Raw genomic sequence first — 24,818 nt, forward strand, 5'->3', positions numbered from 1 at the left:
ACACATCTCACCGCGTTCGCGTTAGCGTTCCGAAAGAAAGCAAGAGTGTGGGATGAATGGAGAGGTGATGACGAATTGACCGACAACCAAATCAATCCGCTATTCCTTGGATACTAATTTATCAACTTTATCAGCGATCGGAATCACTACAATTGCAACGCCAACTCAACCATCTAAACATACAAAAGCAGCGATATTGCCATCTCTCGTCTTCTAGGCTTATTTCTGAAGAGGGAGATATTTTTTAGCAATTACAGCTAGACAAATAGATTATTTATGGTAAAATAATAAATTGTGGTTACTACTTGAGAGTAATCAGCAAAATTGCCAGCATAGCACAGTGGTAGTGCATCCGACTTGTAATCGGAAGGTCGCGAGTTCAAATCCCGCTGCTGGCTTTGATTGAAAAATCATACTTTCTTCAGCTAAAGTGAGTTTTAGTTTTTTATTTGTTGCGAATATTTTGATTTAGGACATTTAATATTATGGCAAATTACCTAAAATTGTACTGAATTGCAAAACAAAATAGTCTAAGTTTAGTTCGGGTGTTGTAAATAAAATGGACGGTCGAAGCTGTTAACAAAAGACTCAAGGCTGGCAAAACAGGCGATCGCAAATAAACTAAGGATGTTGTCAAACTCCAAATGAGACTTAATTGTAGGTTGGGTTGAGAAACGAAACCCAATATCTACTTTGGTTTGTTAAGTTTCCCTTCGCTGATCTCTCAACTCATATCTCAACAGAAATAAATTGACAGCTTTCTGGCTATCCCAAGAGTATTGGGATAAAACTGGTGACTTATGTGTACACCGTAGCCTTTTAGGGGAGAGGTCAAAATTGTACCTTACTGGGTCGAAAACCGCTATATCACGTCTTTGTGAATTAGATGAAAGGCTTTGCAACTTCAAAACTAGCTTTTGCGACTTCAAAACTAGCTTTTGCAACTTCAAAACCTGCTTTTGCGACTTCAAAACCTGCTTTTGCGACTTCAAAACCTGCTTTTGCGACTTCAAAACTAGCTTTTGTGACTTCAAAACTAGCTTTTGCGACTTCAAAACCTACTTTTCTCAATGAATTTCAGCAAATATACGTGCATTTATCTAGTTGGCTAATGCCATCCAATGCTTTTATAATTCTGTAACTTCACTGTGGCTGGTGCATCGGCTTATTGCGTATTTTGATGATATATAAATAACTCAGTGTATAAAATTAGGGTTATTTATAAATTAATCCAAACAGGAAAACTATATGACGCAACGGAAACGAAACTCCATATCACTGACCAAAGCTGAACGACGGATTGAAGGAATGCAGACAATTAACCCTGGGTTAGACTTTAGTAATGGGTTTTCAATTGCTACTTACAACACTAAAGTAATTGAATTACGAGAAAAGCTAGCCGCTTATAATCAAGCACAAACAATAGTAGATAAGACACACAATGCATTAATAGAAGCAGAACGTGAGTTGAATACTTATTCTGAGCAAATGCTGTTAAATGTTGCATCTCACTATGGCAAAAGTAGTGATGAATATGAAATGGCTGGTGGAACGCGCAGGTCAGACCGCAAAAAAGCACGTCCAGTAGTAAACCAAACAGTGACATCTGTGAGCTGATTGTTTGGACTCGCCGTTTCTTTAAATAATGGTGCGTTGACCTTTGTGACAACGCACCATTAAAACAATTCGCAATTCGCAATTCGCAATTCGCAATTCGCAATTCGCAATTACGTTGCTATGCGGTTATGAGGTATACAAATCTTGCCAACTGCTGAACAAGGCATCAGGTGTGTCATACTATGTCAATCTTTGACCAATACATTCACTCCTATTTACATTGTCCGCCTCGATGAACAAACAGGTAATGTGTTTATTTTGGCAGGAGATAACATAGAGGTAGAAATATATCGCAATGGTTTTTGGAGGTTCTTGTGATTGAACCAGACTTTAGCAGCATGAGCAAAAACGAGTTAAGAGCCTTCGTCATTGCTCACCCCGACAACAAAGCAGCGTTTCGTGCTTTTGTTGACCGCTTTACATCTGAAGCGTCTCCAGAGACTTTTGACATCCCAAAATCGAATGCTGAGATTGAAGAAGTTGAAATTTTGATTAAACAAAAATTAGAACAATTAAAAATGAGCTAAATTTTAGAAGTTTCTTTTAAATGTCGCATAATTAATTGAGTCGAACAACTGTTCGGTTTTGCAACCTACCAAGCTATCCGACTCGGTTTGATATTCGGAGGTTGTCGCCTTCCTCGCTGGTTCAATTCTGGACTCCCTGATGTACGCTCGATAAATTCCCACTTACCAACTCTGACATGGGGAATACTCACGCCACAGCCACTGCCACCACGCGAAAACCAACATCATTGTTACGACCCGTTCGCTGATTACCATTGCGAGGGGCAGAACGGCAATACCTAGAGTTGTAGTCCCAACTCCCGCCACGCAGCAATTTCATGTTATTACTTTTACCAGTTAGCCACGCACTACCATCTTTTGGCGCACTCTGGTAATTGTTATTATATACATCTTGACACCATTCAAATACATTACCATGCATATCGTATAAACCGAAAGAGTTAGGCAAAAATTTTCCTACATCTGTTGTTTGTTGACGATATTCCCCTTTTGGTGCAGAGCCGTAAGGAGAGTCACCCTTGTAGTTAACTAAATCTATGGTAATTGTTTCACCAAAATAAAATGGGGTCTTGGTTCCAGCACGACAAGCATATTCCCATTCGGCTTCACTAGGTAGTCGATAGGTTTTTCCTGTCTTTTGGCTCAATTTTTGACAAAATTCTACTGCATCATCCCAACTGACATTTTCTACAGGTCGTTTCTCACCTTTGAAGTTGGAAGGATTATTACCCATAATTGCTTGATATTGCGCCTGGGTAATTTCATATTTACCCATGAAGAACCCCTCAACTGTTACTTGATGCTGTGGACTTTCATCTGACTCTCGTTGCGCTTCCCCTGGTGGTGAACCCATCGTAAACTTTCCCCCCGGTATCTGCACCATTTCCAGGGTGACACCATTCCCTAAGTCTTCTTCAAAATATTTCGCTTCCTCTTTACGGCGGTTGGTGATATTTCCCTGTGCATTGACAGTCACCGTTTCAAATGGAAAGGTTTTTAAGCTATTGGAGGAAACGCCAAACGGGTTCGGGTTACTAAAAAGTTTTGTTATTTCTGGTGTAGTTGGTGGTGTAAATGCTGGTATAGATGCTGGTGTAGTTTCTCCTGCAGACCGCCAGATGCGAGGTACTACAATTGCCAAACCCAACCCAGCACTCGCAAACCCAACAGTTTGAATCATCCTTCGCCGTGACCAGTTAGGTAATATTGGGTTTTTTGATGGGGTTGAAGGTGTTGAAATTGTAGATGTTGCAGCAATATCAGGGGAGTCATCAGAGAAGAAGAATATCCGCTCAAATCCGGCTTCATTGGCCAGAAACTCTTGCATTAACAGTGCATCCCGCTTGGCATAGTTTAGCGGTTGCAGATAATCATACTGGTTAATTCCGATCGCGATCGCCCAATTTTTTGCCATCTCACTGTGATTCTTGGCGCTTGAACTTCAGTTTAATTGCTCCTTTACTTCCAGCTTTAGCACCATTGCCAATTAATTTAACTTCTCCTTCGGCACTAATTTCCACCGATAGCTCAATTTCATCTAGCTGCATTCTGGAGTTGACTTTCGCTTGCTGTTGGGCTTGACTAAACAAACTTCCCACTAGTTTGAGAAAATGAGTCATATTTTGCTCTAATTTTTGAGCGCTAACCTTAACGGCATCTCCTACCCCTTTGCTACCAGTGCTTTCCCTGATAGTTTCGTCTCCCCAACTCGGTGTATTAGTACTCCCGCCTTTAGCACCATCAGGAATTGATATTTGCGGCGTTTCATCGGTAACAATCCAAATGCCGTCATCTTGAGGTGTTTCTGACATATTACTTTAAATATTTACATGAAATTTCCCATAAATACAGATACAACGATAGAAATAGCGATTCCGATTACTAAGAAATTTCACTGAGCATTTTAGACATCTCCTTTGCAAACCTCTGCGCTTCCCTTTGCGCCCCTCTGCGTTAAAAAGTTTTCTCTACTCAGGAATTGCGTAGGCAAACTCCGCACTTCGACATGGTTCGACTGCGGCTCCATCGAGCGAAGCCGAGATGCTCACCAGCCGCTCAGTGACCATCGTAAAAATCGTACTCAAATTATCTCAGATTGGGTGCGATCGCTTTCTCTAAGTAGTCCAATCAAAAATCTGAATATCTCTAATCCAGTCTTAAGTACAATTATTTGATAACTTTCAGTGCGTTTACAACCCCATGATCAAACCCGCCGATGTCATCAGCACCAAACGCTTAATCAGCCTTGCACCTGATAACTGGGTAAAATGGGTAACGCAAATTCCTGATCTTGTTGCTAGTGAAATTCTCAACTCAGAATTTCAGTGGATAAGTCGAGAAAGTGATGTTTTAATCCGTGTCGAAAGTCCCCAGTATGGAAAATTTCTCGTTTTTAACGAATTACAACTACGCTATAAACCAGAAATGCCCCGCAGGATGCGTGCCTATGTAGCACTTGGAGAAGAAAAATATAATTTGCCAACGTATCCAGTACTAATTAATATCCTCAAGGCAAGTGACGCTGAAATACCGACAAGTTATGCATTAAATATTGCTGGTTTACGTGCTATTCAAGATTACCGTGTCATTAACCTGTGGGAAGTTGATGTCGAAATTGCTTTTCAACAACCCTTACCATCCTTACTTACGAAGTTCTGATCGGAGGAAACCTCCGCTCAGACTTCTCGCCCTTTGTACCCATTCTTAAAGGAGGTGATAATGAGTCTACAATTCGGGACGCATTGCGAATCTTGCGTGCAGATGAACAATTGAATCAACTAGAAACAGTATTAGGATTTTTTGCTACGTTTGTATTAGATAGTGCAATAGTTCAACAAATTCTCAGGTGGGATATGGCACTCATAGAGCAGTCGCCTTGGTATCAAGAAATTTTTAGCAAAGGGGAAGCACTCGGAGAAGCACGCGGAGAACTGCGAGGAAGAAAGGAGGAATTATATTCAGGGATTGAATTGGCATTAGAAATTAAGTTTGGCAATCAAGGTTCAGAATTGATGCCGATAATCTCTCAAATTACGGATTTGCAGAAATTAAAAACAATTCAGCAGGCAATTAAAACTGTAAATACAGTCAATGAATTACAGCAAATTCTATCAACTAAATTTACATAAAACATCAAAAACATAACCCCTCTCCGCCACCGGAAAGAGGTTAATCACTATCGAAACTAAGCACTATATTGTACAGACGCGATTCATCGCGTCTCCATTCAGCACTATCTAATAAGCGTCTTGCAACTCATAAAAATCAGGCGAGATGTAATCCTTCCGCAAAGGCCAACCTACCCAATCTTCCGGCATCAAAAGCCGCTTGAGATTTGGGTGTCCTTCGTAGATAATGCCGAACATATCGTAAGACTCGCGCTCTTGCCAATCTGCGGTCTTCCAAATCCAGTACACAGAAGGTACTACAGGATTTTCCCGTGGTAAGAACACCTTTAAGCGTACTTCTTCGGGGCGATCGCTATTATCACTCACTTTAATCAAGTGATACATACTCACTAATTCTTGTCCTGGGCCAAGGTCAATACCACCTTGACACTGGAGATAATTAAACCCATAAGCATAAAGGGCTGTAGCGGTAGGAAGCAAAAAATCTGCCTCTAGCTTAATTATCTCTACACCATTCTTGTCTGGTGCTAAAAACTCATGGTCAAAGCCATTTTCCGTCAACCACTGAGAAACTTTACCCGCTTGTACCAATGACTCTTCTTTGGCTGCTGGCACTGGTTTAGACTCTTCTTCGGCTGCTGGTACTGCTTTAGATTCTTCTTCAGCCACGGGTTTGTTCCTCCTTTTGTGTCTTTGCTGTCAGTAGTGCAGGTGGTATTGGCATACCAATCGCTTCCGTCAATTCCTTCGGTGGTACAGAGCGAGTTTCTGACTGCAAATACTTACCAGTTAAGATTTCATTTACTGGCTTCAAATTATGAGTTGTGCTGTAGTAGCGGTGGGTTTGCTTAATTTTATGCCGCTCTTGCATTGATTCATTGGAGATTTTCTTCCGCAGCTTAATTATTGCGTCGATAATTGCTTCTGGACGGGGAGGACAACCAGGCAAATACACATCTACAGGAATCAATTTATCGACTCCGCGCACTGCCGTAGGGGAATCAACGCTGAACATCCCGCCAGTAATTGTACAAGCTCCCATCGCAATTACATACTTTGGCTCTGGCATTTGTTCATAAAGACGCACCAGTTGCGGAGCCATCTTCATCGTAATAGTCCCTGCCGTAATAATTAAATCGGCTTGGCGGGGACTAGAACGGGGAATTAGCCCAAAACGGTCAAAGTCAAATCGGGAACCAATTAAAGCTGCAAACTCAATAAAGCAGCAAGCAGTACCAAACAACAACGGCCACAGACTAGAAAGCCGTGCCCAGTCGTAGAGGTCATCAACCGTAGTCAAAATGACATTTTCTGAAAGGTCTTGAGTGATTGTAGTCCGCTCAATGGGGTTGATGATTCGTTCTTTGCCCTGGGTTGTTAAGTTAGAATTCAAGACCATTCCAAAGCTCCTTTACGCCATGCGTAAACTAAGGCGACTACAAGAATTGCAATAAAGACTAGTGCTTCAATAAATGCTAATAGCCCCAAACGGTGAAAAGCTACCGCCCAAGGATACAAGAATACAGTCTCCACATCAAAGACGACGAAGACCAAAGCAAACATGTAGTAGCGGATGTTGAACTGAATCCAAGCTCCCCCGATGGGTTCCATGCCAGATTCGTATGTGGTGTGCCGTTCTGGGGTGTAACCACTGGGTCGTAGAAGCTTGGAAGCTGAGAGCGCTAAGGCAGGTACTAGGCTACAGATGATGAAGAAGCCTAGAAGGTACTCGTAACCACTGAGGACAAACACAATGAGTATCTACCGCTTATGGAGTATTTAAAGTAGGGAGTAGGGAGTGGGAAGTGGGGACTAGGGAGTGGGGACTGGGTACTGGGTACTGGGTACTGGGTACTGGGTAATCCTTCTGAATCTCCAATCCCTTATCCTTAATACCAAATTCTTTATTTGTAATCCTCAGTCCCCAATCCCCAGTCCTCAATCCCTCACCTGCGTTACTTTCTTTTACATTATATCTGTTTGGTTTTTCTGAAATCTGGGAAACAGATACATTTCAAGTATTTAATTCGCTTTTGATAGTGATAGAAAAGCCTAACAATTATGTCATAATTTTTAACGTATATTTCAGATTTCTCCTCTGCGAGGCCCTAGCCATGAGCGAACCAGCTGTTGAGACTCCGGTGTTAGACCGCTACGAGTGTCGAGCCTGCGGTTATGTTTACGAACCTGAGAAGGGAGACGACACGCATGATATTCCTTCAGGGACAACCTTTGCGGAACTACCCATAGATTGGCGCTGTCCAGTTTGTAGTGCTAAGAAAACCGCTTTTGCCAATATCGGGCCTGCGGGTACTGCATCCGGCTTCAAAGAAAATCTCGGTTACGGTTTGGGTGTCAACAACCTAACGCCAACCCAAAAGAATATTTTGATTTTTGGTGCTTTGGCTCTTGGCTTCTTGTTTTTTATCAGTCTCTACGGCTTACAATGACAGCCGTTATCTTAGAAACAGAAAGTAGTGAGTAGGGAAAGAGATTTTCATGATTGATTGTGTGATTATAATTACACAATTATGTTTTTATACTTATTCCTACAGCGTTTAATTAAGCTAATAAATGCTCACTTTTTTACATTGATTAGCAGTGTATTCTCTGATAAAATATCAGAGATTCAGGTGAGAATCCGTAACGTCAAGCAACCTCTATACTGATAAGTTGCCTCTGAGGTGTTACAGCAAAAAATCGCAAATATATTGCTTCTCAAAGCAAGAATCACGCTAGAAGCAAACAAGTAAGAGTGCATATAACTTGTTTTTATGCATCGATTGATACACCTTGGTTGAGATTGATCTGCTCAACTTATGTATTTGTTAGCAAATGCTAGCAAAGAAGTATCAGTAAACCTTTTAGAGAACAGCTACACAAATTTAGAAACAAGTTAAGAAATACTAATGCATTCAATTGTGAAAGGTTGGCAACGAATAGCTACCTTGTTGATAGTAGTCCTCATGTGTATAGGTTGTAGCAAAACTCCATCTGTTAGCTACAACCCCTGGAAAATCATTTCTGTGCCAACAGACTCGAATCTCCTGGATATTGCTTTTACTAAAAATCCTGAGCATGGCTACTTAGTAGGTAGCAATGCTACCCTATTGGAAACCAATGACGGTGGTGATACCTGGAAACCAATAGCACTACAACTGGATGAGCAAAAGTATCGCTTTGACTCAGTAAGTTTTGCAGGAAAAGAAGGCTGGATTGCTGGAGAGCCTGGACTGTTGTTGCACACTACTGATGAGGGTGCTTCTTGGTCGCGGATTCCCCTGAGCGAAAAGCTACCAGGTAGCCCGATCGCAGTTAAGGCACTAGCAGACAAGACAGCTGAAATGGCTACTGATGTAGGAGCCATATATAAGACCACAGACGGCGGCAAAAACTGGAAAGCCCAGGTGGAATCAGCAGTTGGTGTAGTGCGTAACTTAGAACGTTCTCCTGATGGTAAATATGTTGCCGTTTCTGCTAAAGGTAGTTTCTACTCGACTTGGGAACCGGGACAAAATGCTTGGGTACCCCATAACCGCAATAGTTCTCGGCGCGTAGAAAACATGGGTTTTGCTGACAATGGGCAATTGTGGTTGCTAGCTAGGGGAGGTCAAATTCAGTTTAGTGACCCAACTAAACCTGAAGAATGGCAAGAGGCAAAATATCCAGAGTTATCCACCAGCTGGGGTTTACTGGATCTGGCATATCGCACACCTGATGAAATTTGGATAGGTGGCGGTAGCGGTAATTTATTACGGAGTCCCGATGGTGGCAAAACCTGGGAAAAAGACCGTGAAGTAGAAGAAGTTGCTGCTAATTTGTACAAGATTGTGTTCTTAGAGCCAGAACGGGGATTTATAATTGGCGATCGCGGCGTATTGCTCAAATATCTGCCAAACCCTGAAACAACTTCTCCAGAAGCCGCTTAATGGGGACTGGGGACACTTCTCTTCTCTAGGAGAGGCTGCGCCAACGAGACGCTTTGCGTAGCTTGCTTCCCCAAAGGGGTACGACAAGCGGTAGTTGAATCTCGACTCCGCTCGATTACCGCAAAGTCGAAACTTAGTGCAGCGCTCTTTACTGGGGACTAGGGACTGGGGCGTGTTTTCAAAATACTCGTTTTACCCCATAACTTTTTAGATTCCCCTAAACCCCCTGATAAATTAGGGGACTAAGTAAGAGTTTTCCCAATCCCCATGCCCCTAATCCCCACTCTGTGGGGGCCCCGAGTTCCCCAATCTCCAATCCCTAATTTCTGAGAAGAACTTTGCAACTTGTAACTCTTTCTTAACTTTGTAGGATAATAAACTCAATAACACTCTATGTATAAGGTAGGGATCTAAATGTCAGGTACCACTGGAGAACGTCCGTTTTCGGACATTATTACTAGCGTTCGTTACTGGGTAATTCACAGCATCACCATTCCGGCATTATTTATTGCAGGTTGGCTATTTGTCAGCACCGGGCTGGCTTATGATGCTTTTGGCACACCTCGCCCCGACGAGTATTTCACACCAGCGCGGCAGGAAGTGCCCATTGTGAAGAACCGTTTTGAAGCTAAAAAACAAGTTGAACAATTTATTGGAAAGTAGTTTGAGATCATGACTAGCGGCAATAACATCAATCAACCAGTTACCTATCCAATTTTTACTGTTAGATGGCTGGCAGTTCACACCTTAGGTGTACCAACTGTATTCTTTTTAGGCGCGATCGCTGCAATGCAATTTATTCAACGTTAGGAGCAATTATGGTAGAAAGATCCCCCAATCCCAATAATCAGCCGGTTGAACTAAACCGGACTTCTTTATACCTGGGACTACTAATGATTTTCGTTCTGGGTATTCTGTTTTCTAGTTACTTCTTTAACTAATTAGAAGTACTGTTGTTAATTTTGGTTTATGAACGTGTGTTGATTAGTTGTTAAGGGAGGAGAGAAGCTGTGTCTGGAAGTGGGAGAATTCCCCTGTGGGTCGTCGCTACGATCGCAGGTTTAGGTATAATTACAGTCTTGGGCATTTTCTTTTATGGTGCCTACGCCGGACTTGGTTCTTCGATTTAACATCAGTTAGTTTGAACCGAACGCTATAAGTTAGAATTTTCTAGCATTTGTTGAAAAATCAACGTTAAAAAACCGCCTGTCTATATGAGATGGGCGGTATTAATTTTGGTCAGTTGTCAGTAGTCATTTGTCCTACCTTGCAGGAAGCCACTGGCACGTCTTAGTCATTAAATGACTAATGACTAAATCAATATCAGTTAATATCGCTGATATCGTCGCTTTCAATGTATAAAAACAGAAACGCGAAGACTATACCTGGCAAAATCCAACCAATTATGGGAACTAAGAAAGAAGACAAGTACGAAGTACTAGCCAAGATAGAAGGCAAAAAAGAAACTGCCATAGTAAAGGTTCCTATCAAATCACACTACAATTCAAAATGAGCTTACTGCAAATTCTGTCAAGATTTTTGAAATTCTAAAGATTGTTAACACAGGCAATATGGGGAGTGGAAAGTAGGGGAAGAAGCAAGGGAGCAGGGAGCAAGGGTGAATTTTCCCCTCTGCTAAGAGTACCCCGCCCCTGTGCCTCTTTTCAATGCCCGATCCCCAATGCCTCTTATCCCTGACCAGAAAGAAAAAGGTACAGAGCAAGTAAATTTATTTATAGGGTTCTTACTTTTGACTTCCCCGAACGCGAGTGCGTCCCGTAGGGAGGGGGTTGACTTACATACCCAAGAGTTCATCTAGCTGCAAGTCTGGCAAGTCTGGAGGAATCACAGTTCGCACTATTGTAACTTTGTGACTCTCCTGTTGGGTTATTAGATCAAGTGCGATCGCTTCTAAGCGAATTTCCAAACACCCCAAGGGAATATTTAATTGCGTCATCACTTCCAATCCTCCCAAAGCATTAGGTAGTAAATTTGTTAGTAAATGGGGCCCCTCTAGTAACCAGCGAGTTTGACAATCTTCAAGCCATAACTTGACAACAACTTGGGGAGGTACTTCAGGCAGTACTACGCGCACTATGATAATTTTGCCAGCAATTAATTCTCCGTCTGGTACATGCAGTTGTGGAATTGGCAAAGGCTCAATGGCTACCGCAGTTATGGGTGGGGAAGAGGATAAACCTAATAGTGGTTGCTTCTCTTCTTCAAAAGAGTCATTCTTCGTTTCATTGGCTTCTAGTTCACTATGTTCACTATATGTATCATCTACAACGATTTCTTGCGCCAACCAAGCTGACGCTATATTCATTCTTATTGGAGGTGGGGGCGGTAGTTGTGTTACCACCATTGAGAGTGTTGATTTGGATACTTCTACTACCGTATCTTCTCCTGTTTCTAGATCGGTTTCCTTTGCTGTGTCTACGTCTTCCCCAAAGTTCCCTAGATCAAAAACTGACTCTTGAACTTCTTCTGGTGTCTGTGTCTCAGCATCCAGGTTTAACAGCAAGTTGACATCAACATTGGGAGTTTTAGCACTAATAGAAAGCTCAGTTTGCTGGGCTGGCACATAACTATCGTGGTCTTCAGGTTCTAGATCATTAATGGATTCAGGTAAAGAGTATCCTTGACTGTATATCCACTTCTTAAGCAGGGGAGATGAATAAAGGTTACCTGTTGTAATGAATTGTGCATTTGGCTGGGCTTCTAGTTCTGCAACAGATTCTTCCTGGAATTGTTCATTTGGCTGGGTTTCTAGTTCTGCAACAGATTCTTCCTGGAATTGTTCATTTGGCTGGGTTTCTACCTCAGCAACAGATTCTTCTTGAAGGTGTGCATCATCTACTACTAATTCCAGCGTGTTTTCATCAGCTACAGTTATGTCCAATTGTGGTAAGTCTTCATCTGCTGAAACTTTCACATCTGGAGCATTGTTTTTTACTTCTTCTGTATCATCTGGCAAAGCTTGCAGCCGTTTCAAGTATGGCAAAGTATTGTCGAGTATTGGCATTCGACGTTGCTTGATGATCAACTGCTCCAAGTTGATGGCAACCATAGTAGCATTTTTTTCCAGAAATTCCTCTTCTGTAGGGGGTTCTGCAACAACATCTGTGGGAGTGTTGGCATTGGTTTGAATAGGGGGCAGCTTCGGCAATTGAGGCGAAGTGCCTGAATTTTTTAAGTTAGATATCCGCAGGGTAGTTTCTCGCAGAACTTGTAAGTTAATTTGTGGTGGTAAAGGTGTATTTTGGGATGGATTGAGTATCTGAGACTGGTCTGTTTTTGGAATCTTAACCAGATCGAATAGTTTCAAATCTATCCTAGCGGCCTTTGGTTCCGTGACAGCAGCAGACGAGTCCGATGGTGCTATGGAGTTATTTAAGGATGTACTAGGTGTTGCTGCGGCTGTGATTGCCAGTAATTCTGTTACATCTGCTGTAATGGTGAAGGACTGGCTGGCTAACCGGATAATTTCATCAACATCGGCGAATCGACCAGACAAAGTGATATCTGCCAAAATTAACTTGGATTCAAAGTCAGCAGAAATATCAATTGAGGTATTGATGGTGAAGGGTAACTCCTGATCTGGTAAGGGTTGCCGTATCTGGGTCAATATTTTCGAGTTTTTGGGCGATCGCAGTTCAATTTCTAGTTCAAGCGCCCGCAAGCTTTTGGAGAATAATGTTTCAGTCTGATCTAGATTTATTTTTTCTTTGAGTTCTACATGCCCATTGATTGTAAGAGGTTGTCCCCAACGAGCAATGTAAGTATCCCGATCTAAAGTTAGCAGTAATGGAGGCGGTGGTTGTGTTGCTGGAGAATCTGTAACCTTTTCATCATTAAGCAGGGCTTCAGAATTAGGTAGAGCGAAATCTATTAAATTTTGTAAAATCTGCTCTGCCGTCTCACCTTTGAGCCACACTTTATTCACAGGTTCATCGATATCTTTTTCCGTTTCATCCAGCAGAACAGTGGTATTAGGGTTGCTGTCTGTAGTAACTGACTGTTCTGTAGTGATCGCTTGATCTAAGTTAATTTTGGGTTCTGCTGGGGCAGTATCTTCTAAGTTCTTCTGATCTGGCACAACAATAATAACAGGGTTGCTGTCTGTGGTAACAGCCTGTTCTGTAGCGATCGCTTGATCTAAGTTAATTTCGGGTTCTGCTGGGGCAGTGTCTTCTAAGTTTTTTTCATCTGGCACAACAATACTAATAGGGTTACTGTCTGTAGTAACCGCCTGTTCTGTAGCGATCGCTTTATCTAGCGCAATTGTGGGTTCTGCTGGAGCTATAGATTCCAAGTTTTCACAAACAGTATCTAGCTGATTGAATGAATTTGATTCTACATTCTCCCCCTGCTCCCCCTGCCTCCTCTGCTCCCCCTCTACTTCCTGGCACAATACTTGAAGTTGGACACTGTATTGCCAAGATTTACTGAGTAGCTCCGACATGAAATCGCTGATACAGCGCAACTCCCAAACTCCCGGATCGAAGTAGGTAAAGGGAATGATCGCCATTAAGCCTTCTGAATTAGTGCGACGCGATCGCTTAAAAATTCGCCGCTTTGGTAGAACTTCTTGGGTTGAAGAGTGAGTTACCCGCACTTCCACGTCTGTATTAGGAAGGTTAGAACGAGCCAAAACTCTATACTCTCCTTCCAAAATTTCCAAATTTGGCGATTCTAGGATATGCCAAGAGCGATCGCCTTGTTTCTGTATCAGAAATTGCCAATGTTCCATTGTGAGTGATGCCCAGACCGATCAAGCCGCCCAATTATATTGTGTATTAACTTGCTTGCAAGTTTACCCTAGTATTTTGTAAATGCATCCCTTAAATGGCTATCTAGTTAACTCAGTTTTACTTACTTGCCTTCTGGCACTTTAACTAGTCGCATCAGGGGAATTTTAATGGATCGCCATGTTGCTTGTGCGTAAAGCTTTTGTTGTTTTCTCAATATTAAGTTTGACCAGAAAGAAAAAGGTACAGAGCAAGTAAATTTATTTATGGTTACTGAGTTTACGGTGAGCATCTCGGCTTTGCTCGAGGGAACCGCAGTCGAACTGCGTAGCCGAAGTATGGGCTTGGTAAATTATTGAATGCGTGAATGCGTGAATGCGTGACTTCCCCGAACGCGAGTGCGTCCCGTAGGGAAGGGGTTGACACTCTCCAGTGTTAATTTAACAGGGATGCAATAAATATTGTTGGCTGTATATGTTCAATTTATTGTAAAAAACTTTTGTATGATTTTTTACCAAAATGTCCATTTGCCATAGACACAACATACAATAAATGTAAGATTCACTTGACAATTTTTATTAAATTGTGATTGCCCACATTTTTCTTACAAAGAGTTAGGATGTGGCTCTTAAGTGTCCTCTGCGATCGCCAACGGCGGGCGCAAAGCGCCATCGCAAATCACAACACTTAACCACGTAGCACACGCCCAACCTACTTGAAACGTTTCTTTGAACCTCTACAAAGCGTATCCTCATCTAAGTAAAATGTCGGTAACAATGAGGATTTACAGGAGGGATTCGATGCTACCAACCAACTACTAGCGGCAAGCCAAGTAATCGAGTTAACAATGAGGATTTACAGGAGGGATTCGATGCTAGTCATTTTAATGGACGAGCAAATCCTTGCCCCTGAGCAAGTTTGCCAGTCTTGTTTACTCGCTGACAGGAGCGGTCAACCCCGTTGGCGTGGGGGTCAACTGCGTTGTGGTCAAGCCATTGGCAAACTCACTCAACAGCAGCCAGACCAGTATGAGTGTGTCATGGGTTTTCGCATTGCCCATATAGAATAGTGTAAATTTGCCAGCAAGACCAAGCAACTGCGTTATCCTAAGCTCAAGTAACTATTAAAAATTTAACCACAGGAGAACGCATAATGTCTTGGCGCGGGTCTACAACAGTTTCAGATCGAATTTTTGCTTCCTTGCCTTATTTGCTGCCCCTAGTTGATGGTTTAGTCTTCGGCAGCTTTTTGTTAAATCAGTTTCCACCATTACGAGTTCTGCTTTTACCACTGCAACCAGTGCTAATAATTTACGGTAGTTTAGGACAATTTGGACAAATAATTGTGTTCTTTGCCTTGTTCCTATTAGTGGTAAGAAATGAAAAAATCAGTCACTTCATTCGTTTCAACACAATGCAAGCAATTCTTTTGGACATAGTTATATTTTTGTGTTCCATACTCGTGCAAGTTTTAGGACAGGTTCCTGGTACTGGCTTTGCAATAGAAACAGTAGCTAACACCATCTTTCTAGGCGTTGTAGCAGCAGTTGGATATTCTGCCATTCAATCTCTACTGGGACGTTATGCGGAAATTCCGGCGATTTCCGATGCAGTGTATATGCAAGTGCGTTAGAAATTAACGTGGTGCTACGGTGTTTTCCAGGCGACCAATACCTTCAATTTCGACGCGGACGCGATCGCCTGGATGCAATGGATTTATACCCTCCGGCGTACCTGTAAGCACCAAATCACCAGGTAGTAGCGTCATAACCTGACTGATATAAGAAACTAAAACATCGGGAGAAAACACCATTTGATCGATACAGGCAGATTGGACTGGATTGGCGTCGTCATTCACAAAAGTCTGCAATCTCGCTCCTGGATTTAATTCCCGCACGATCCAAGGCCCTAAAGGACAGAAAGTATCAAAACCTTTGGCTCGCGTCCATTGACCATCGCGTTTTTGTAAATCCCGCGCTGTTACGTCATTAGCAATGGTGTAGCCCCAAATTTTGGTTTGGGCTACCTCTGGTGTACATTCAAAGGCGTAATCGCCAATCACTAATGCTAATTCTCCTTCGTAGTCAACTCTTTGTGACTGGGGAGGATATTTAATTTCCCTCTCGGATGGAATGATCGACGTGGGTGGCTTGAGAAAGATTAGTGGCTCAGAAGGTACTGGAGTTCCCATTTCGGCTGCATGATCTGCATAATTCTTACCCACCGCCACAATTTTTGAGGGAGCGCAGGGAGCCAGAATTTGGTAATTTTCTGGTGTCAAAGTTAAATCAGTGGGTTGTCCTTGTAGCCAAGGTGGAGCATCTAGCACTTGCACATTCAGGGATACTTGTAGTAACCCATAGTAAATTTGTCCTTCTTGATTTTGAATTCGCACATAGCGTTGCGCCATAACTTTAATGAATATCCTTTTATCTGCTTTTTTGTTGCTGTGAGCGGGTAGGAATCATCAGTTAGTTTTTTAGCGAATCGATTCAGCCTTGAGCCTGAAAGCGATTATTCGCTATAATATAAGTCCCCATCAGGTTCGGTTAATATGTTTGGTTCTTGGAGATCCCCTAACCCCCAATTTATCTGAGGTCGCCGCAGGCGGGGGGATCTTAAGCCAACCTGATATATGTCATTGGAGAAACACACCTCTTGACAAAGCTGATAGCTTGGTGAATCTTTTTAAAAAAAAAGACTACCTAGGTTCACTGCCGTCTCATCATTCCCTTGCAGGTGAGTCAGAGGTTTCTTTTGGAATATAGTTAAAGAAATCTAGGTGCTGGGAAGCGACCTAGTTTTCATTAGGGACATCCAAAAAATTCAAATTTCGGCGATTTGGCTAATGATTCAAATTTAAAACTGGTAAGATTATAGTTCCTTGTTGCTTCAGATGTTGATTAATACCGACATGTTGATTTAAATTAGGTATAAATTAGTATCAGCAGCCATTTCTGTCCATAAGGAGACTGAAAAATATGACTACAAGTTACGAAACAATGTACATTCTGCGTCCTGACCTGGGAGATGAACAGGTAGAGCAAGCAATTACTAAATATCAGAATTTGCTTCGCGACCAAGGCGCTGAGGATATACAAATTCAAAATCGTGGAAAGCGTCGTCTAGCTTATGAAATTAAAAAACACCGTGATGGCATCTACATTCAGTTAAATTACACTGCCCCTGCAACTGCGATCGCCCCCTTTGAACGCGCCATGCGTTTGAGTGAAGAAGTGATTCGCTATTTGACAATTAAGCAGGAAGTCGAAGAGGAAAAACCCCCTAAAGAGGAAAAAGAAAAACCCACTAAAGTGGCAGCAACGGTATAAGGAATAGGGAGTAGGAAGTAGGGAATGGACATGAATCAATAATTCTTCTTTCTCTACCTCACCTGCTTCCCCTGCTCCCCTTGCTCCCTCATCCCCACTCCCCAATACTCCATCCCATTCAATAAAATTTTGTTTTTTCTTTTTTCATGACTTGCTTAGGAATGCTAAATTAACAAATACTTGCCAAAGGTAGTACTCCCGCAGTTATACCTAAGAGTGGACAAGATTCTGAATGGGAGCTGTAAGCTACTGTGAGCCAATCTGATACACCCAATATTCAAGTTCTCTCTACGGAAGTATCGCAGCTACGCCAAGAGTTGCAACTTCGTGATTCCTTAGTACAACAACTATCTCAAGAACTCTTTCGGCTGGTAAAGGGTAACACTAATTTTATGCTTCAGCAGCCTGATCTTGAGCGTGATACGACCCAGTTACAAGCTTTGCAAGAACAACTCCAAGCTGTAGAGCAGCAGGTGGCGTTCTACCAAGAACAAATTACAACTCGTGACTCCGAAATTTACCAATTGCGACAGTCAGTTCAAGAACTCACCGATCGCACTCGGATGTTGGAGCAAGTAGTACAAGAGTTACCTCAAATTTACAGACGGAAGTTTGAAGAACGGATGACGCCTGTGAGAGAAAAGGTAGCAATGCTACAACGGGAAAACCGCCAACTACAAGCAGAATTGCAAAGTGTGAGTTACCGTTTAGCACTTAAAACTCGCAATGCTAGTCATAGTGGCATTGATTTACCTAATTTTCCCCGTCCGGCATCCGAAGAAACTAACATTTCGACTCCCCAGAACGCCTAAAGTTATCATTATCGTGGAATAGAATAGGTAAAAAATTGCTGTAAAAAAGTGTTTTGGATACATCAAACTAGTACACCAAGGCATTAACAATCCAAAATTCAAAATTAAAGACCTTTCAGATAAAGATTTAAATCCTGACTGAAACGGATACTATCGCAATCCTAAATCAGTTGTGAAAAATTCCGCAACGCGCAGCGTCTCGTTAAAGAGAACACCATCGCAAAGTGTCTCCTTAGAGGAGGATGCAAAGGGAAGAAACAAGGAAGAGATATAATTTTCACAAATGATTTAGGACTGCTATATATGTAAAGATAGGGTTCTTAAACCCTTTAATTTACCAGAAATAACAACTATGGAGTTATAAATAATGTAAAGGCTGATAGATAACCTTTCTCACCTTCTGCTTTTTTGCACTAGTTACGTCGGTTATAGAACAATTAGTTTAGAGTAATTTCAAAAGCCAGGGGAGTTTCACAAATAATTGCATTGTTTTGACCGATTTTAATCAATTTTTACTTCACTGCTTTAAATAGTACAATGTCTAAGTTAGTAATGAAAAGTTTGTAGTAAACGCAAAGCGTATTTAGAACATCAGGACTAAAGTCCTTACTCTTCTTCTTGATCAGAAAGAAAAAGGTACAGAGCAAGTAAATTTATTTATAGAAAAATAAAAAATGTATAACGAGTGGCACAGCGCCAGAAATATAGCGCGAAGGCGGAGTGTCTTTGCCTTTGCTCCTTGTTACAAGCGGCTAAATTTATTTGTGGGCTTGGTAAATTTTTGAATGCGTGACTTTTAAATTTTGACTTCCCCAAAGGGGTTGAGGGGATGCTACGCGAACGGATGAGCCTCGTTCGCGTAGGGTGTCGTAGACAAGACTCGCTCTATTAGTAGACGGCTTCCAACAAGTAGGTTGATTGATCTGCTTATTAGTATTATCTACGTCAAAGCCATAAGTTTCGCTCAACATTCTTCTTTAAAAAAAGAAAATTAGCCTGCTAGTACTAAATCATTCTCTTTGAGAATATGAAAAAATGCAAATATTGCTTGACTTTGCCATCCATCTATAGGTAGATTGATCATTTAGCCTGCTAGCACCAGACTTTTATCTTTAACGGTAATAAAAATGTCTTCGTAAGTGGGAAAAATTTCAAACACTGAATCTAGTTGGGTAAGTTCTAAAATTAACCGTACAGGAGCTTGCACGTTGCATAGAACCAAGCGACAACCACTCTGACGTGCAGCTTTCAACCCTTTTACTAAAGGGACTAATCCAGAACTGTCCATGAAATTAACTTCTGCTAGGTCGATAACCCAGAGTTGATAAGCTTGGGGCACTACTCTAGCCATCTGTTCACTTAAAGTCTTACCGCCTTCCAAATCTATGCTTGCTTGGGGTTTAAATAAAATCACTTGAAGTTCTTGTGTGAGAATCATGAATTTAACAGGGTAGTTGGAACACTTGACAAAAAATTGAAAAAAGACATCAATACTTCTTCTCTTTCAACAGCAAAATTACTGTTTTACCCTGATATTTGGGTAATTGCAGTCGTGCAGTTGAGAGTGATTTTTTCAGTATTCATGCCGTATAATTTGTGATAACTTTCATCAATATAGGCATAAACGCCTAACAATTTCGGTATCAACCGTATCTTTTACAAGATTTTCATCATTTAACAGGAGATTTATAAATTTTTTATAAATATTTTAATTTGTTTGTAATAAATGATGAACTTGTGGTACGAAGGTTTAAAAAATGCATAGTTAATAGTCAAAAATTAATAGTTACCATAGACTATATTTTTTGGATTATTTAAAATTAAACTAACGACTTAATGGCTTTATGTAAGGTTTTAATTGACACCTCGCGTATAGACAAGCAAAGATATAATAAAAGTAAAAATTTGTAAAGACGGCGGTGCGGGATGTCTTTAGAGCTGGTTTCACTAGAAAATATCCAGGAAGTCGCCCACATTTACGGGTATTGGGCAGTTTTTTTAGGAATTTTGCTAGAAAATTTAGGCATTCCCCTTCCTGGTGAAACTGTGACCTTAGTAGGCGGGTTTCTAGCTGGTAGCGATGAACTGAATTTCTGGCTGGTTCTGGGTGATGCAATTATGGGTGCTGTAATTGGCGGCACTTGTGGTTATTGGATTGGTAGAGCTAGTGGTTGGCCTTTTCTGATAAAAGTTGGTAGCATATTTCGGATTTCTGAAGTGCGGCTGCTGGCTATCAAAGAACAATTTAGTCAAAATAGCGCTAAAGCAGTATTTTTTGGACGTTTTTTAGCATTATTGCGAGTTTTTGCTGCACCACTAGCTGGTATAGCCGAAATGCCCTTTGGAAAATTCTTTTTATACAACTTTTTAGGAGCAGTTGCTTGGGCTAGTTTGATGGTGACATTGGCTTTTTTTGCTGGCAAAATTGTTTCCTTAGAACAATTGGTTGCTTGGGTGGGTCAATTTGCGATCGCAGCCTTACTGATTCTCGCTGCCTTAATTATTGTGCCTTTGTGGCTAGAGTCTCGCCAAGTTAAAGAAGCGAGTAGTAAAGAGTAAAAAGTGAGCAGTGAGGAGTGAGGAGTAAAGTAAAAAGTTATTTTTTAATTTTTACTTCTTATATTTTGCATTTTTAACTCCTGACTCCTGTACAGACGCGATTAATCGCGTCTCTTAACTTTTAATTTTCTGTGACCAAATGCGAGTCGGTAGCCCCCAAACGTAGATAAAGCCTTCAGCAGCTTTGTGATCAAATTGGTCTTCGGCGCCGTAGGTTGCCAAATCGGGAGTATAGAGAGAATTGTCACTCGAACGCCCAACTATTGTAGAGTTGCCCTTGAACAACTTCATTCGCACAGTTCCAGAGACTTGCTCTTGTGTCTTTTGAATAAAAGCATCCAGAGCAACTTTGAGTGGACTGTACCACAAACCGTTGTAAACGATTTGGCTGTAAGTCTCTTCAATCCCACGCTTGTAATGGGTGACATCTGCCGTCAAAGTCAAACTTTCTAAATCTCTATGTGCTTGAATTAGCACTAACATTGCGGGTGATTCGTAGATTTCCCGCGATTTGATGCCTACGAGACGGTTTTCAATCATGTCGATCCGTCCGATACCGTGATTTCCTACCGCCTGATTGAGTTCTTCAATTAGTTCAACTGGCTTTTTAGCTATACCGTTGAGGGTTGTCGGAATACCATTTTGGAAGCCAATTTTGATGTAGTCTGGCTCGTTGGGAGTATCAGCGATCGCTTTGGTCATTTCATAAATTTCTTCTGGTGGCTCAAATGACGGATCTTCGAGTAAACCAGCTTCAATACTACGACCGAGCAAATTTTTATCAATGCTGTAGGGAGAGGATTTTTTGACTGGTGAGGGGATACCAAACTTTTCCCCATAAGCGATGGTTTCCTCACGGCTCATGCCCCATTCTCTGGCTGGTGCGAGGATTTTGAGGTTAGGGTTTAAGGCAGTTACAGAGACATCAAAGCGAACCTGATCGTTACCTTTGCCGGTGCAACCGTGAGCGATCGCATCAGCACCATATTTTTCAGCCGTCTCTACTAATACCTTGGCAATCAGTGGACGAGCAAGGGCAGTTCCGAGAGGATAACGATTTTCATAAAGAGCGTTGGCTTGAATTGCTCCAAAAGCGTAATCTTTAACGAAGCTGTCTTTGACATCCGCCACGAGGGATTCACTTGCACCGGATTTGAGAGCTTTTTCTCGAACTGGCTCTAATTCATCTCCCTGACCTAAATCTGCTGCTAGGGTAATCACCTCTTCCACACCCCACTCCTGTTTGAGGTAAGGGATGCAAACGGAGGTATCTACTCCACCAGAATATGCTAGGACAACCTTTTTGGCGCGACCCATTAATTTCTCCAGTTAGGAAAACAAACAATGAGTCATTATTATATCTAAACAATCCATGTATATTTTATTCATGCAACAACTAATAAATTAATTAACTGCAAACCTAGACATTACCGTTAACTCTTGTCTGATGCTAAAGGATCATCAGCTTCAGTGTATGACTGACCACCATAGCTAGCAGAAATTTTTAAACCTTCTGCGATTGTTACTTCTTGATCGTCTGCTGCTGCTTGGTCGAATGAAAAGGTGCCGATAAGAGTTTTATCGTCGTTAGAAAAATTATAAGTTAGGGTTGCGGCTCGAGCAGGAATAGTCTCCCCTAACGAAAAAATCAAAGCAGTTCCTACCGTTGCAGCTGCTAACTTCTTGAAGATGGAGTTAGTCATTTTTTCCCTTGATAAAAGAACAGGTGGAAAAATATCGCAATAGTTTTTTGACACAGAGACGTGTGTTAGCACGTCTCTGCAATACATCAGTTAGTGTTTAGTGGAACGGTGTATTAATTTCATGGACATACAATCGCAGTTTTCATAGCTTGGAAGATATGACTTTGGTCAACCACGCCCCGAACACCAGGTACAGTATAAGTTCCAGAGCTATCTTTAATCTGAAAACCTTGTCCTAGCGATCGGGTCAGAGTTGATGCGTAAGCACCTTGGTAGTAAACAGGTACAACGCGGCGGCTATGGCTACCCCAGAGATATTTATAATTTGGATCAGACCCCCAGAAGTGCCCAGCATCAGTAGGATTGTGCTTGACGAAGGTGATATCCTTGGCGTTATACTTCAAGCCTTTAGCCTGATTTGGGTCAGGATTGGGAGTCAATTTAGAGGCAAAGTCATTATTTAGGGTTAGATAGTGGTCATGGTCAGCAGTAACCAGTAGCAGGTTTTTGCTCCAACCACCATGATTCTCTACCCAACTAATGACCTGCTGAACTGCTTTATCAAAATCATTCATGGTTCCGATGAGGTTATCCATGTTGTTGTCATGAGCAGCCCAATCGATATCGCCTCCCTCAACCATCAACCAGAAGCCATCTTTGTCTTTACCTAAAACGGTTAAAGCTGCTTTGGTTAAATCAGCCAAAGTTGGATTTTCGTTAATTTCTTTAGCGATAAAGCTGGCATCAGTTTCACCAGGAGCCAGAGGACGAACAGTATCGGGTGCAGGAGCATTAGGAGCGATGGGATTACCAGCTGCATCAATGACAGGAACACAATCCCCAATACTACCAGTTATTATCTTCCCTGATGGACAGGTAGCCGGAGTTCCAGGCTTGACAACAGAGGTATAAAGTGTGAAGTTACCCAGACCTGTACTGCTGTAGTCGCCTTTAGAGGAGCTGGTAGGAATGTTGCCATCTTGTCCACGCGCACCATACAGACCAAATAATCTGCCTCCCTTATTGGGGTCAATTTTAGCAGCCGTTTTTAGGAGTGTCTTCGCTGCATTAGGGCCGCGTTCCAAAAAGGTATAGCCATAACGATTGGACGTAGGATTATTCTTCAAATGCTGGTAAGTGTCTTCTGTAATATACGTATACTTAAATACGCCATTGACTGTACTTGTACTGTCTTGATTTTCAAAATCTTTAGGATGACCACCACCTAACAGAATATTGGGCTGAAAGTTCAGCAATGTCTGTTGCAAAATGCTGTCTTGGTTGGTCTTGCTGGGGTCGTAAACACTGTCGTACTTACTACGACGATTTACGAAAGAAGCGGCAGCGCCAGGTGTTGCATGGCTTACAGGTACAGAAGTTACCAAGCCTGTAGACTTACCTTTTTCTTTAGCAATTTCCAGGATGGTTTTCAACTTCTTCTCGTAAATGTCTACCCCCATCGCGTTGTTAAAGCTCTTTACTCCCGTATAGAGAGTTGTAGCTGTGTTAGCAGAGTCGGGATAACTGTACTTGATGTAATCTTTGTCATAAGTACCAGAATTAGCAGGGGTTAAAGGAACCCAAGGAACAGGGCCACCCTTACTGATGTCATAACCCGCAAGATTACCATTCTCTAAGCTATTGCCATCAGCTCGATTGCCAGGGTTAAAAGGAGTAGGCTGGAATGAGAAGTTGGGACGAACAGGACTTGCACCTGTAAGTGGATTAGACCCATCTAGAGCAGAGTTACTTGTTATATGGGGCTGATCTGTTGGATTGGCTGGTGTATTTCCCTGAATCGTTGTGCCGTAAGTAGTCACCAATCCATATCCGGTTAGCTTTTGGAAGCTAAGACCTGAGCCTTTACCACTTGTATAAAAAGGAGCGCCTTTGGCAACGGCTGCGGCCCGTGCCATATTCCAACCCATACCATCGCCAATCATGATAATTACGTTAATTCCATTACCAGCAGCCATAGTCGGCTGAAAAACAGAATTACCAACTACCAGTAGAATGGTGCAGAGGAAGCCAGCCATAGTAAAGGCTAAAAATCGCTTGTATTTTTGCAAAAATGAAATCATTGCAGTGTGCCTTAAAGTTAATTGAGTAGGTGTTAGCCGTTAATACTGATAAAAATTTGGTTCTAGATGACTAGCACCAAAGTCTGAGTATGTAGCAGTCACATCTGGCACAGTTGAGGCTGTAGCTTGACTTTGGTCAGAGGCGGTTGCTGGTTGTTGATTTGATGTTCCTAAAAACAACAAAGCTGCCATAACCAGACCAGATATAAACCAAACCAAGGCACGTTTGTACTGTTTCAGTAATGAAATCATTTTGGATTTTTGAATGAAAGTCATCATCAGAAAACCTCTTAGTAAATAAGGAGTTACAATCAGTGATCGCTATGCTTTGACAGTTAAAAAAATGCCAATAAGCATTATGTTTAAAAGTTATTTAGCAA

The 24,818-nt window shown here is 41.8% G+C and carries 28 protein-coding genes, 1 tRNA gene and 2 pseudogenes; 16 read left to right on the forward strand and 15 right to left on the reverse strand.

What is annotated here, in order from left to right:
• Nucleotides 1–326: 326 nt before the first annotated feature.
• Nucleotides 327–398: transfer RNA gene (locus V7L20_RS26525), tRNA-Thr, on the forward strand.
• A 484-nt stretch (nt 399–882) separates the two neighbouring features.
• Here the strand turns inward: V7L20_RS26525 and V7L20_RS26530 are convergent.
• Nucleotides 883–1,071 carry a hypothetical protein gene (locus V7L20_RS26530; RefSeq protein WP_334746942.1) on the reverse strand — a complete coding sequence of 63 codons (189 nt, stop codon included), beginning with the start codon at nt 1,069–1,071 and terminating at the stop codon, nt 883–885.
• A 177-nt stretch (nt 1,072–1,248) separates the two neighbouring features.
• Here V7L20_RS26530 and V7L20_RS26535 point away from each other — a divergent pair, with 177 nt between their 5' ends.
• The 3 genes from V7L20_RS26535 (at nt 1,249) to V7L20_RS26545 (ending at nt 2,144) form a co-directional block, all read left to right on the forward strand.
• Complete coding sequence (locus tag V7L20_RS26535) at nt 1,249–1,617, forward strand: hypothetical protein (protein ID WP_334746943.1); 369 nt, start codon at nt 1,249–1,251, stop codon at nt 1,615–1,617.
• A gap of 144 nt (nt 1,618–1,761) precedes the next feature.
• A complete protein-coding gene (locus tag V7L20_RS26540) occupies nt 1,762–1,935 on the forward strand; it encodes a DUF6888 family protein (RefSeq protein ID WP_323231084.1) in 174 nt (57 codons plus the stop codon).
• Nucleotides 1,932–2,144: a DUF6887 family protein gene (locus V7L20_RS26545; protein WP_334746944.1), complete on the forward strand. Its 213-nt coding sequence runs from the start codon at nt 1,932–1,934 to the stop codon at nt 2,142–2,144. The genes V7L20_RS26540 and V7L20_RS26545 overlap by 4 nt, the downstream gene beginning before the upstream one ends.
• Before the next feature lie 65 nt (nt 2,145–2,209).
• Here the strand turns inward: V7L20_RS26545 and V7L20_RS26550 are convergent, their stop codons facing one another.
• The 3 genes and pseudogenes from V7L20_RS26550 to V7L20_RS26560 all read right to left on the reverse strand — a co-directional run bounded on the left by V7L20_RS26550 (nt 2,210) and on the right by V7L20_RS26560 (nt 3,955).
• On the reverse strand, nt 2,210–2,335 hold the full coding sequence (locus V7L20_RS26550) for a hypothetical protein (RefSeq protein ID WP_334746945.1): 126 nt from the start codon (nt 2,333–2,335) through the stop codon (nt 2,210–2,212).
• A pseudogene (locus V7L20_RS26555) lies at nt 2,332–3,156 on the reverse strand (formylglycine-generating enzyme family protein); the annotation flags it as partial. The pseudogene V7L20_RS26555 and the gene V7L20_RS26550, both read right to left, overlap by 4 nt.
• A 403-nt stretch (nt 3,157–3,559) precedes the next feature.
• On the reverse strand, nt 3,560–3,955 hold the full coding sequence (locus tag V7L20_RS26560) for a Pepco domain-containing protein (RefSeq protein ID WP_334746946.1): 396 nt from the start codon (nt 3,953–3,955) through the stop codon (nt 3,560–3,562).
• A 388-nt stretch (nt 3,956–4,343) separates the two neighbouring features.
• Between V7L20_RS26560 and V7L20_RS26565 the strand changes: the two are divergent.
• Nucleotides 4,344–5,272 (forward strand): annotated as a pseudogene (locus V7L20_RS26565) (Rpn family recombination-promoting nuclease/putative transposase).
• Between the two features lie 108 nt (nt 5,273–5,380).
• Here the strand turns inward: V7L20_RS26565 and V7L20_RS26570 are convergent.
• From V7L20_RS26570 to ndhC, 3 genes are read right to left on the reverse strand one after another with little or no spacing between them, the layout of a single operon-like run.
• Nucleotides 5,381–5,941, reverse strand: coding sequence for an NAD(P)H-quinone oxidoreductase subunit J (locus V7L20_RS26570; protein ID WP_334746947.1), 561 nt, complete (start codon nt 5,939–5,941; stop codon nt 5,381–5,383).
• Nucleotides 5,934–6,671, reverse strand: coding sequence for a photosynthetic/respiratory NAD(P)H-quinone oxidoreductase subunit K (ndhK, locus tag V7L20_RS26575; protein WP_334746948.1), 738 nt, complete (start codon nt 6,669–6,671; stop codon nt 5,934–5,936). The genes V7L20_RS26570 and ndhK overlap by 8 nt, the downstream gene beginning before the upstream one ends.
• Complete coding sequence (gene ndhC / locus V7L20_RS26580; RefSeq protein ID WP_334746949.1) at nt 6,662–7,024, reverse strand: photosynthetic/respiratory NAD(P)H-quinone oxidoreductase subunit C; 363 nt, start codon at nt 7,022–7,024, stop codon at nt 6,662–6,664. The genes ndhK and ndhC overlap by 10 nt, the downstream gene beginning before the upstream one ends.
• Before the next feature lie 362 nt (nt 7,025–7,386).
• Here ndhC and V7L20_RS26585 point away from each other — a divergent pair, with 362 nt between their 5' ends.
• The 6 genes from V7L20_RS26585 (at nt 7,387) to V7L20_RS26610 (ending at nt 10,331) form a co-directional block, all read left to right on the forward strand.
• On the forward strand, nt 7,387–7,722 hold the full coding sequence (locus tag V7L20_RS26585; protein WP_334746950.1) for a rubredoxin: 336 nt from the start codon (nt 7,387–7,389) through the stop codon (nt 7,720–7,722).
• Between the two features lie 459 nt (nt 7,723–8,181).
• A complete protein-coding gene (locus V7L20_RS26590) occupies nt 8,182–9,201 on the forward strand; it encodes a photosynthesis system II assembly factor Ycf48 (protein WP_334746951.1) in 1,020 nt (339 codons plus the stop codon).
• A gap of 414 nt (nt 9,202–9,615) precedes the next feature.
• A complete protein-coding gene (gene psbE, locus V7L20_RS26595; RefSeq protein WP_162399775.1) occupies nt 9,616–9,864 on the forward strand; it encodes a cytochrome b559 subunit alpha in 249 nt (82 codons plus the stop codon).
• A gap of 9 nt (nt 9,865–9,873) precedes the next feature.
• Nucleotides 9,874–10,011, forward strand: coding sequence for a cytochrome b559 subunit beta (gene psbF / locus V7L20_RS26600; protein ID WP_015115279.1), 138 nt, complete (start codon nt 9,874–9,876; stop codon nt 10,009–10,011).
• Nucleotides 10,012–10,019: 8 nt separating this feature from the next.
• Nucleotides 10,020–10,142: a photosystem II reaction center protein L gene (locus V7L20_RS26605; RefSeq protein WP_322670285.1), complete on the forward strand. Its 123-nt coding sequence runs from the start codon at nt 10,020–10,022 to the stop codon at nt 10,140–10,142.
• Between the two features lie 69 nt (nt 10,143–10,211).
• Nucleotides 10,212–10,331, forward strand: a complete 120-nt coding sequence (locus tag V7L20_RS26610) for a photosystem II reaction center protein J (RefSeq protein WP_012411803.1) — start codon at nt 10,212–10,214, stop codon at nt 10,329–10,331.
• Nucleotides 10,332–10,524: 193 nt separating this feature from the next.
• Here V7L20_RS26610 and V7L20_RS26615 read toward each other — a convergent pair whose 3' ends face one another.
• Both V7L20_RS26615 and V7L20_RS26620 read right to left on the reverse strand, forming a co-directional pair.
• Nucleotides 10,525–10,674, reverse strand: coding sequence for a photosystem I reaction center subunit VIII (locus V7L20_RS26615; protein ID WP_334746952.1), 150 nt, complete (start codon nt 10,672–10,674; stop codon nt 10,525–10,527).
• 322 nt (nt 10,675–10,996) lie between these two features.
• On the reverse strand, nt 10,997–13,954 hold the full coding sequence (locus V7L20_RS26620) for a hypothetical protein (RefSeq protein WP_334746953.1): 2,958 nt from the start codon (nt 13,952–13,954) through the stop codon (nt 10,997–10,999).
• 869 nt (nt 13,955–14,823) lie between these two features.
• Between V7L20_RS26620 and V7L20_RS26625 the strand changes: the two genes are divergently transcribed.
• Nucleotides 14,824–15,021, forward strand: coding sequence for a hypothetical protein (locus V7L20_RS26625; protein ID WP_322648808.1), 198 nt, complete (start codon nt 14,824–14,826; stop codon nt 15,019–15,021).
• Between the two features lie 83 nt (nt 15,022–15,104).
• Nucleotides 15,105–15,584: a Tic20 family protein gene (locus tag V7L20_RS26630; protein WP_334746954.1), complete on the forward strand. Its 480-nt coding sequence runs from the start codon at nt 15,105–15,107 to the stop codon at nt 15,582–15,584.
• A gap of 3 nt (nt 15,585–15,587) precedes the next feature.
• On the opposite strand, the gene V7L20_RS26635 is transcribed toward V7L20_RS26630, so the two are convergent.
• Nucleotides 15,588–16,361, reverse strand: coding sequence for a fumarylacetoacetate hydrolase family protein (locus tag V7L20_RS26635; RefSeq protein ID WP_334746955.1), 774 nt, complete (start codon nt 16,359–16,361; stop codon nt 15,588–15,590).
• A 571-nt stretch (nt 16,362–16,932) separates the two neighbouring features.
• Between V7L20_RS26635 and rpsF the strand changes: the two genes are divergently transcribed.
• Together rpsF and V7L20_RS26645 are read left to right on the forward strand one after the other, a co-directional pair.
• A complete protein-coding gene (rpsF, locus tag V7L20_RS26640) occupies nt 16,933–17,283 on the forward strand; it encodes a 30S ribosomal protein S6 (protein WP_334746956.1) in 351 nt (116 codons plus the stop codon).
• A gap of 251 nt (nt 17,284–17,534) precedes the next feature.
• A complete protein-coding gene (locus tag V7L20_RS26645) occupies nt 17,535–18,095 on the forward strand; it encodes an Npun_F5560 family protein (protein ID WP_334746957.1) in 561 nt (186 codons plus the stop codon).
• A 1,084-nt stretch (nt 18,096–19,179) separates the two neighbouring features.
• Here V7L20_RS26645 and V7L20_RS26650 read toward each other — a convergent pair.
• Entirely contained in the window at nt 19,180–19,533 is a 354-nt protein-coding gene (locus V7L20_RS26650) for an STAS domain-containing protein (protein WP_334746958.1), read from the reverse strand.
• Nucleotides 19,534–20,021: 488 nt separating this feature from the next.
• Between V7L20_RS26650 and V7L20_RS26655 the strand changes: the two genes are divergently transcribed.
• Nucleotides 20,022–20,654, forward strand: a complete 633-nt coding sequence (locus V7L20_RS26655; RefSeq protein ID WP_334746959.1) for a DedA family protein — start codon at nt 20,022–20,024, stop codon at nt 20,652–20,654.
• Nucleotides 20,655–20,768: 114 nt separating this feature from the next.
• On the opposite strand, the gene V7L20_RS26660 is transcribed toward V7L20_RS26655, so the two are convergent.
• The 4 genes from V7L20_RS26660 to V7L20_RS26675 form a co-directional block, all read right to left on the reverse strand.
• A complete protein-coding gene (locus V7L20_RS26660; protein ID WP_334746960.1) occupies nt 20,769–21,971 on the reverse strand; it encodes an argininosuccinate synthase in 1,203 nt (400 codons plus the stop codon).
• Between the two features lie 116 nt (nt 21,972–22,087).
• Nucleotides 22,088–22,357, reverse strand: coding sequence for a hypothetical protein (locus V7L20_RS26665; protein ID WP_334746961.1), 270 nt, complete (start codon nt 22,355–22,357; stop codon nt 22,088–22,090).
• Between the two features lie 119 nt (nt 22,358–22,476).
• The gene (locus tag V7L20_RS26670; RefSeq protein ID WP_334746962.1) at nt 22,477–24,438 is read right to left on the reverse strand and encodes an alkaline phosphatase; all 1,962 of its coding nucleotides are present in this window, start codon (nt 24,436–24,438) and stop codon (nt 22,477–22,479) included.
• A gap of 39 nt (nt 24,439–24,477) precedes the next feature.
• Nucleotides 24,478–24,717, reverse strand: a complete 240-nt coding sequence (locus V7L20_RS26675) for a hypothetical protein (protein ID WP_334746963.1) — start codon at nt 24,715–24,717, stop codon at nt 24,478–24,480.
• Nucleotides 24,718–24,818 lie beyond the last annotated feature (101 nt).

Source organism: Nostoc sp., from assembly GCF_036916735.1.
Lineage (GTDB): Bacteria > Cyanobacteriota > Cyanobacteriia > Cyanobacteriales > Nostocaceae > Nostoc.

Excerpts from the sequence above, each read along its gene's own strand:
- V7L20_RS26535 (WP_334746943.1), top strand. The coding sequence starts at position 1,249 with ATGACGCAACGGAAACGAAACTCCATATCACTGACCAAAGCTGAACGA.
- V7L20_RS26560 (WP_334746946.1), bottom strand. The coding sequence starts at position 3,955 with ATGTCAGAAACACCTCAAGATGACGGCATTTGGATTGTTACCGATGAA.
- ndhK (WP_334746948.1), bottom strand. The coding sequence starts at position 6,671 with ATGGTCTTGAATTCTAACTTAACAACCCAGGGCAAAGAACGAATCATC.
- V7L20_RS26585 (WP_334746950.1), top strand. The coding sequence starts at position 7,387 with ATGAGCGAACCAGCTGTTGAGACTCCGGTGTTAGACCGCTACGAGTGT.
- V7L20_RS26590 (WP_334746951.1), top strand. The coding sequence starts at position 8,182 with ATGCATTCAATTGTGAAAGGTTGGCAACGAATAGCTACCTTGTTGATA.
- psbE (WP_162399775.1), top strand. The coding sequence starts at position 9,616 with ATGTCAGGTACCACTGGAGAACGTCCGTTTTCGGACATTATTACTAGC.
- psbF (WP_015115279.1), top strand. The coding sequence starts at position 9,874 with ATGACTAGCGGCAATAACATCAATCAACCAGTTACCTATCCAATTTTT.
- V7L20_RS26605 (WP_322670285.1), top strand. The coding sequence starts at position 10,020 with ATGGTAGAAAGATCCCCCAATCCCAATAATCAGCCGGTTGAACTAAAC.
- V7L20_RS26615 (WP_334746952.1), bottom strand. The coding sequence starts at position 10,674 with ATGGCAGTTTCTTTTTTGCCTTCTATCTTGGCTAGTACTTCGTACTTG.
- V7L20_RS26620 (WP_334746953.1), bottom strand. The coding sequence starts at position 13,954 with ATGGAACATTGGCAATTTCTGATACAGAAACAAGGCGATCGCTCTTGG.
- V7L20_RS26625 (WP_322648808.1), top strand. The coding sequence starts at position 14,824 with ATGCTAGTCATTTTAATGGACGAGCAAATCCTTGCCCCTGAGCAAGTT.
- V7L20_RS26630 (WP_334746954.1), top strand. The coding sequence starts at position 15,105 with ATGTCTTGGCGCGGGTCTACAACAGTTTCAGATCGAATTTTTGCTTCC.
- V7L20_RS26635 (WP_334746955.1), bottom strand. The coding sequence starts at position 16,361 with ATGGCGCAACGCTATGTGCGAATTCAAAATCAAGAAGGACAAATTTAC.
- rpsF (WP_334746956.1), top strand. The coding sequence starts at position 16,933 with ATGACTACAAGTTACGAAACAATGTACATTCTGCGTCCTGACCTGGGA.
- V7L20_RS26650 (WP_334746958.1), bottom strand. The coding sequence starts at position 19,533 with ATGATTCTCACACAAGAACTTCAAGTGATTTTATTTAAACCCCAAGCA.
- V7L20_RS26655 (WP_334746959.1), top strand. The coding sequence starts at position 20,022 with ATGTCTTTAGAGCTGGTTTCACTAGAAAATATCCAGGAAGTCGCCCAC.
- V7L20_RS26660 (WP_334746960.1), bottom strand. The coding sequence starts at position 21,971 with ATGGGTCGCGCCAAAAAGGTTGTCCTAGCATATTCTGGTGGAGTAGAT.
- V7L20_RS26665 (WP_334746961.1), bottom strand. The coding sequence starts at position 22,357 with ATGACTAACTCCATCTTCAAGAAGTTAGCAGCTGCAACGGTAGGAACT.
- V7L20_RS26670 (WP_334746962.1), bottom strand. The coding sequence starts at position 24,438 with ATGATTTCATTTTTGCAAAAATACAAGCGATTTTTAGCCTTTACTATG.
- V7L20_RS26675 (WP_334746963.1), bottom strand. The coding sequence starts at position 24,717 with ATGATGACTTTCATTCAAAAATCCAAAATGATTTCATTACTGAAACAG.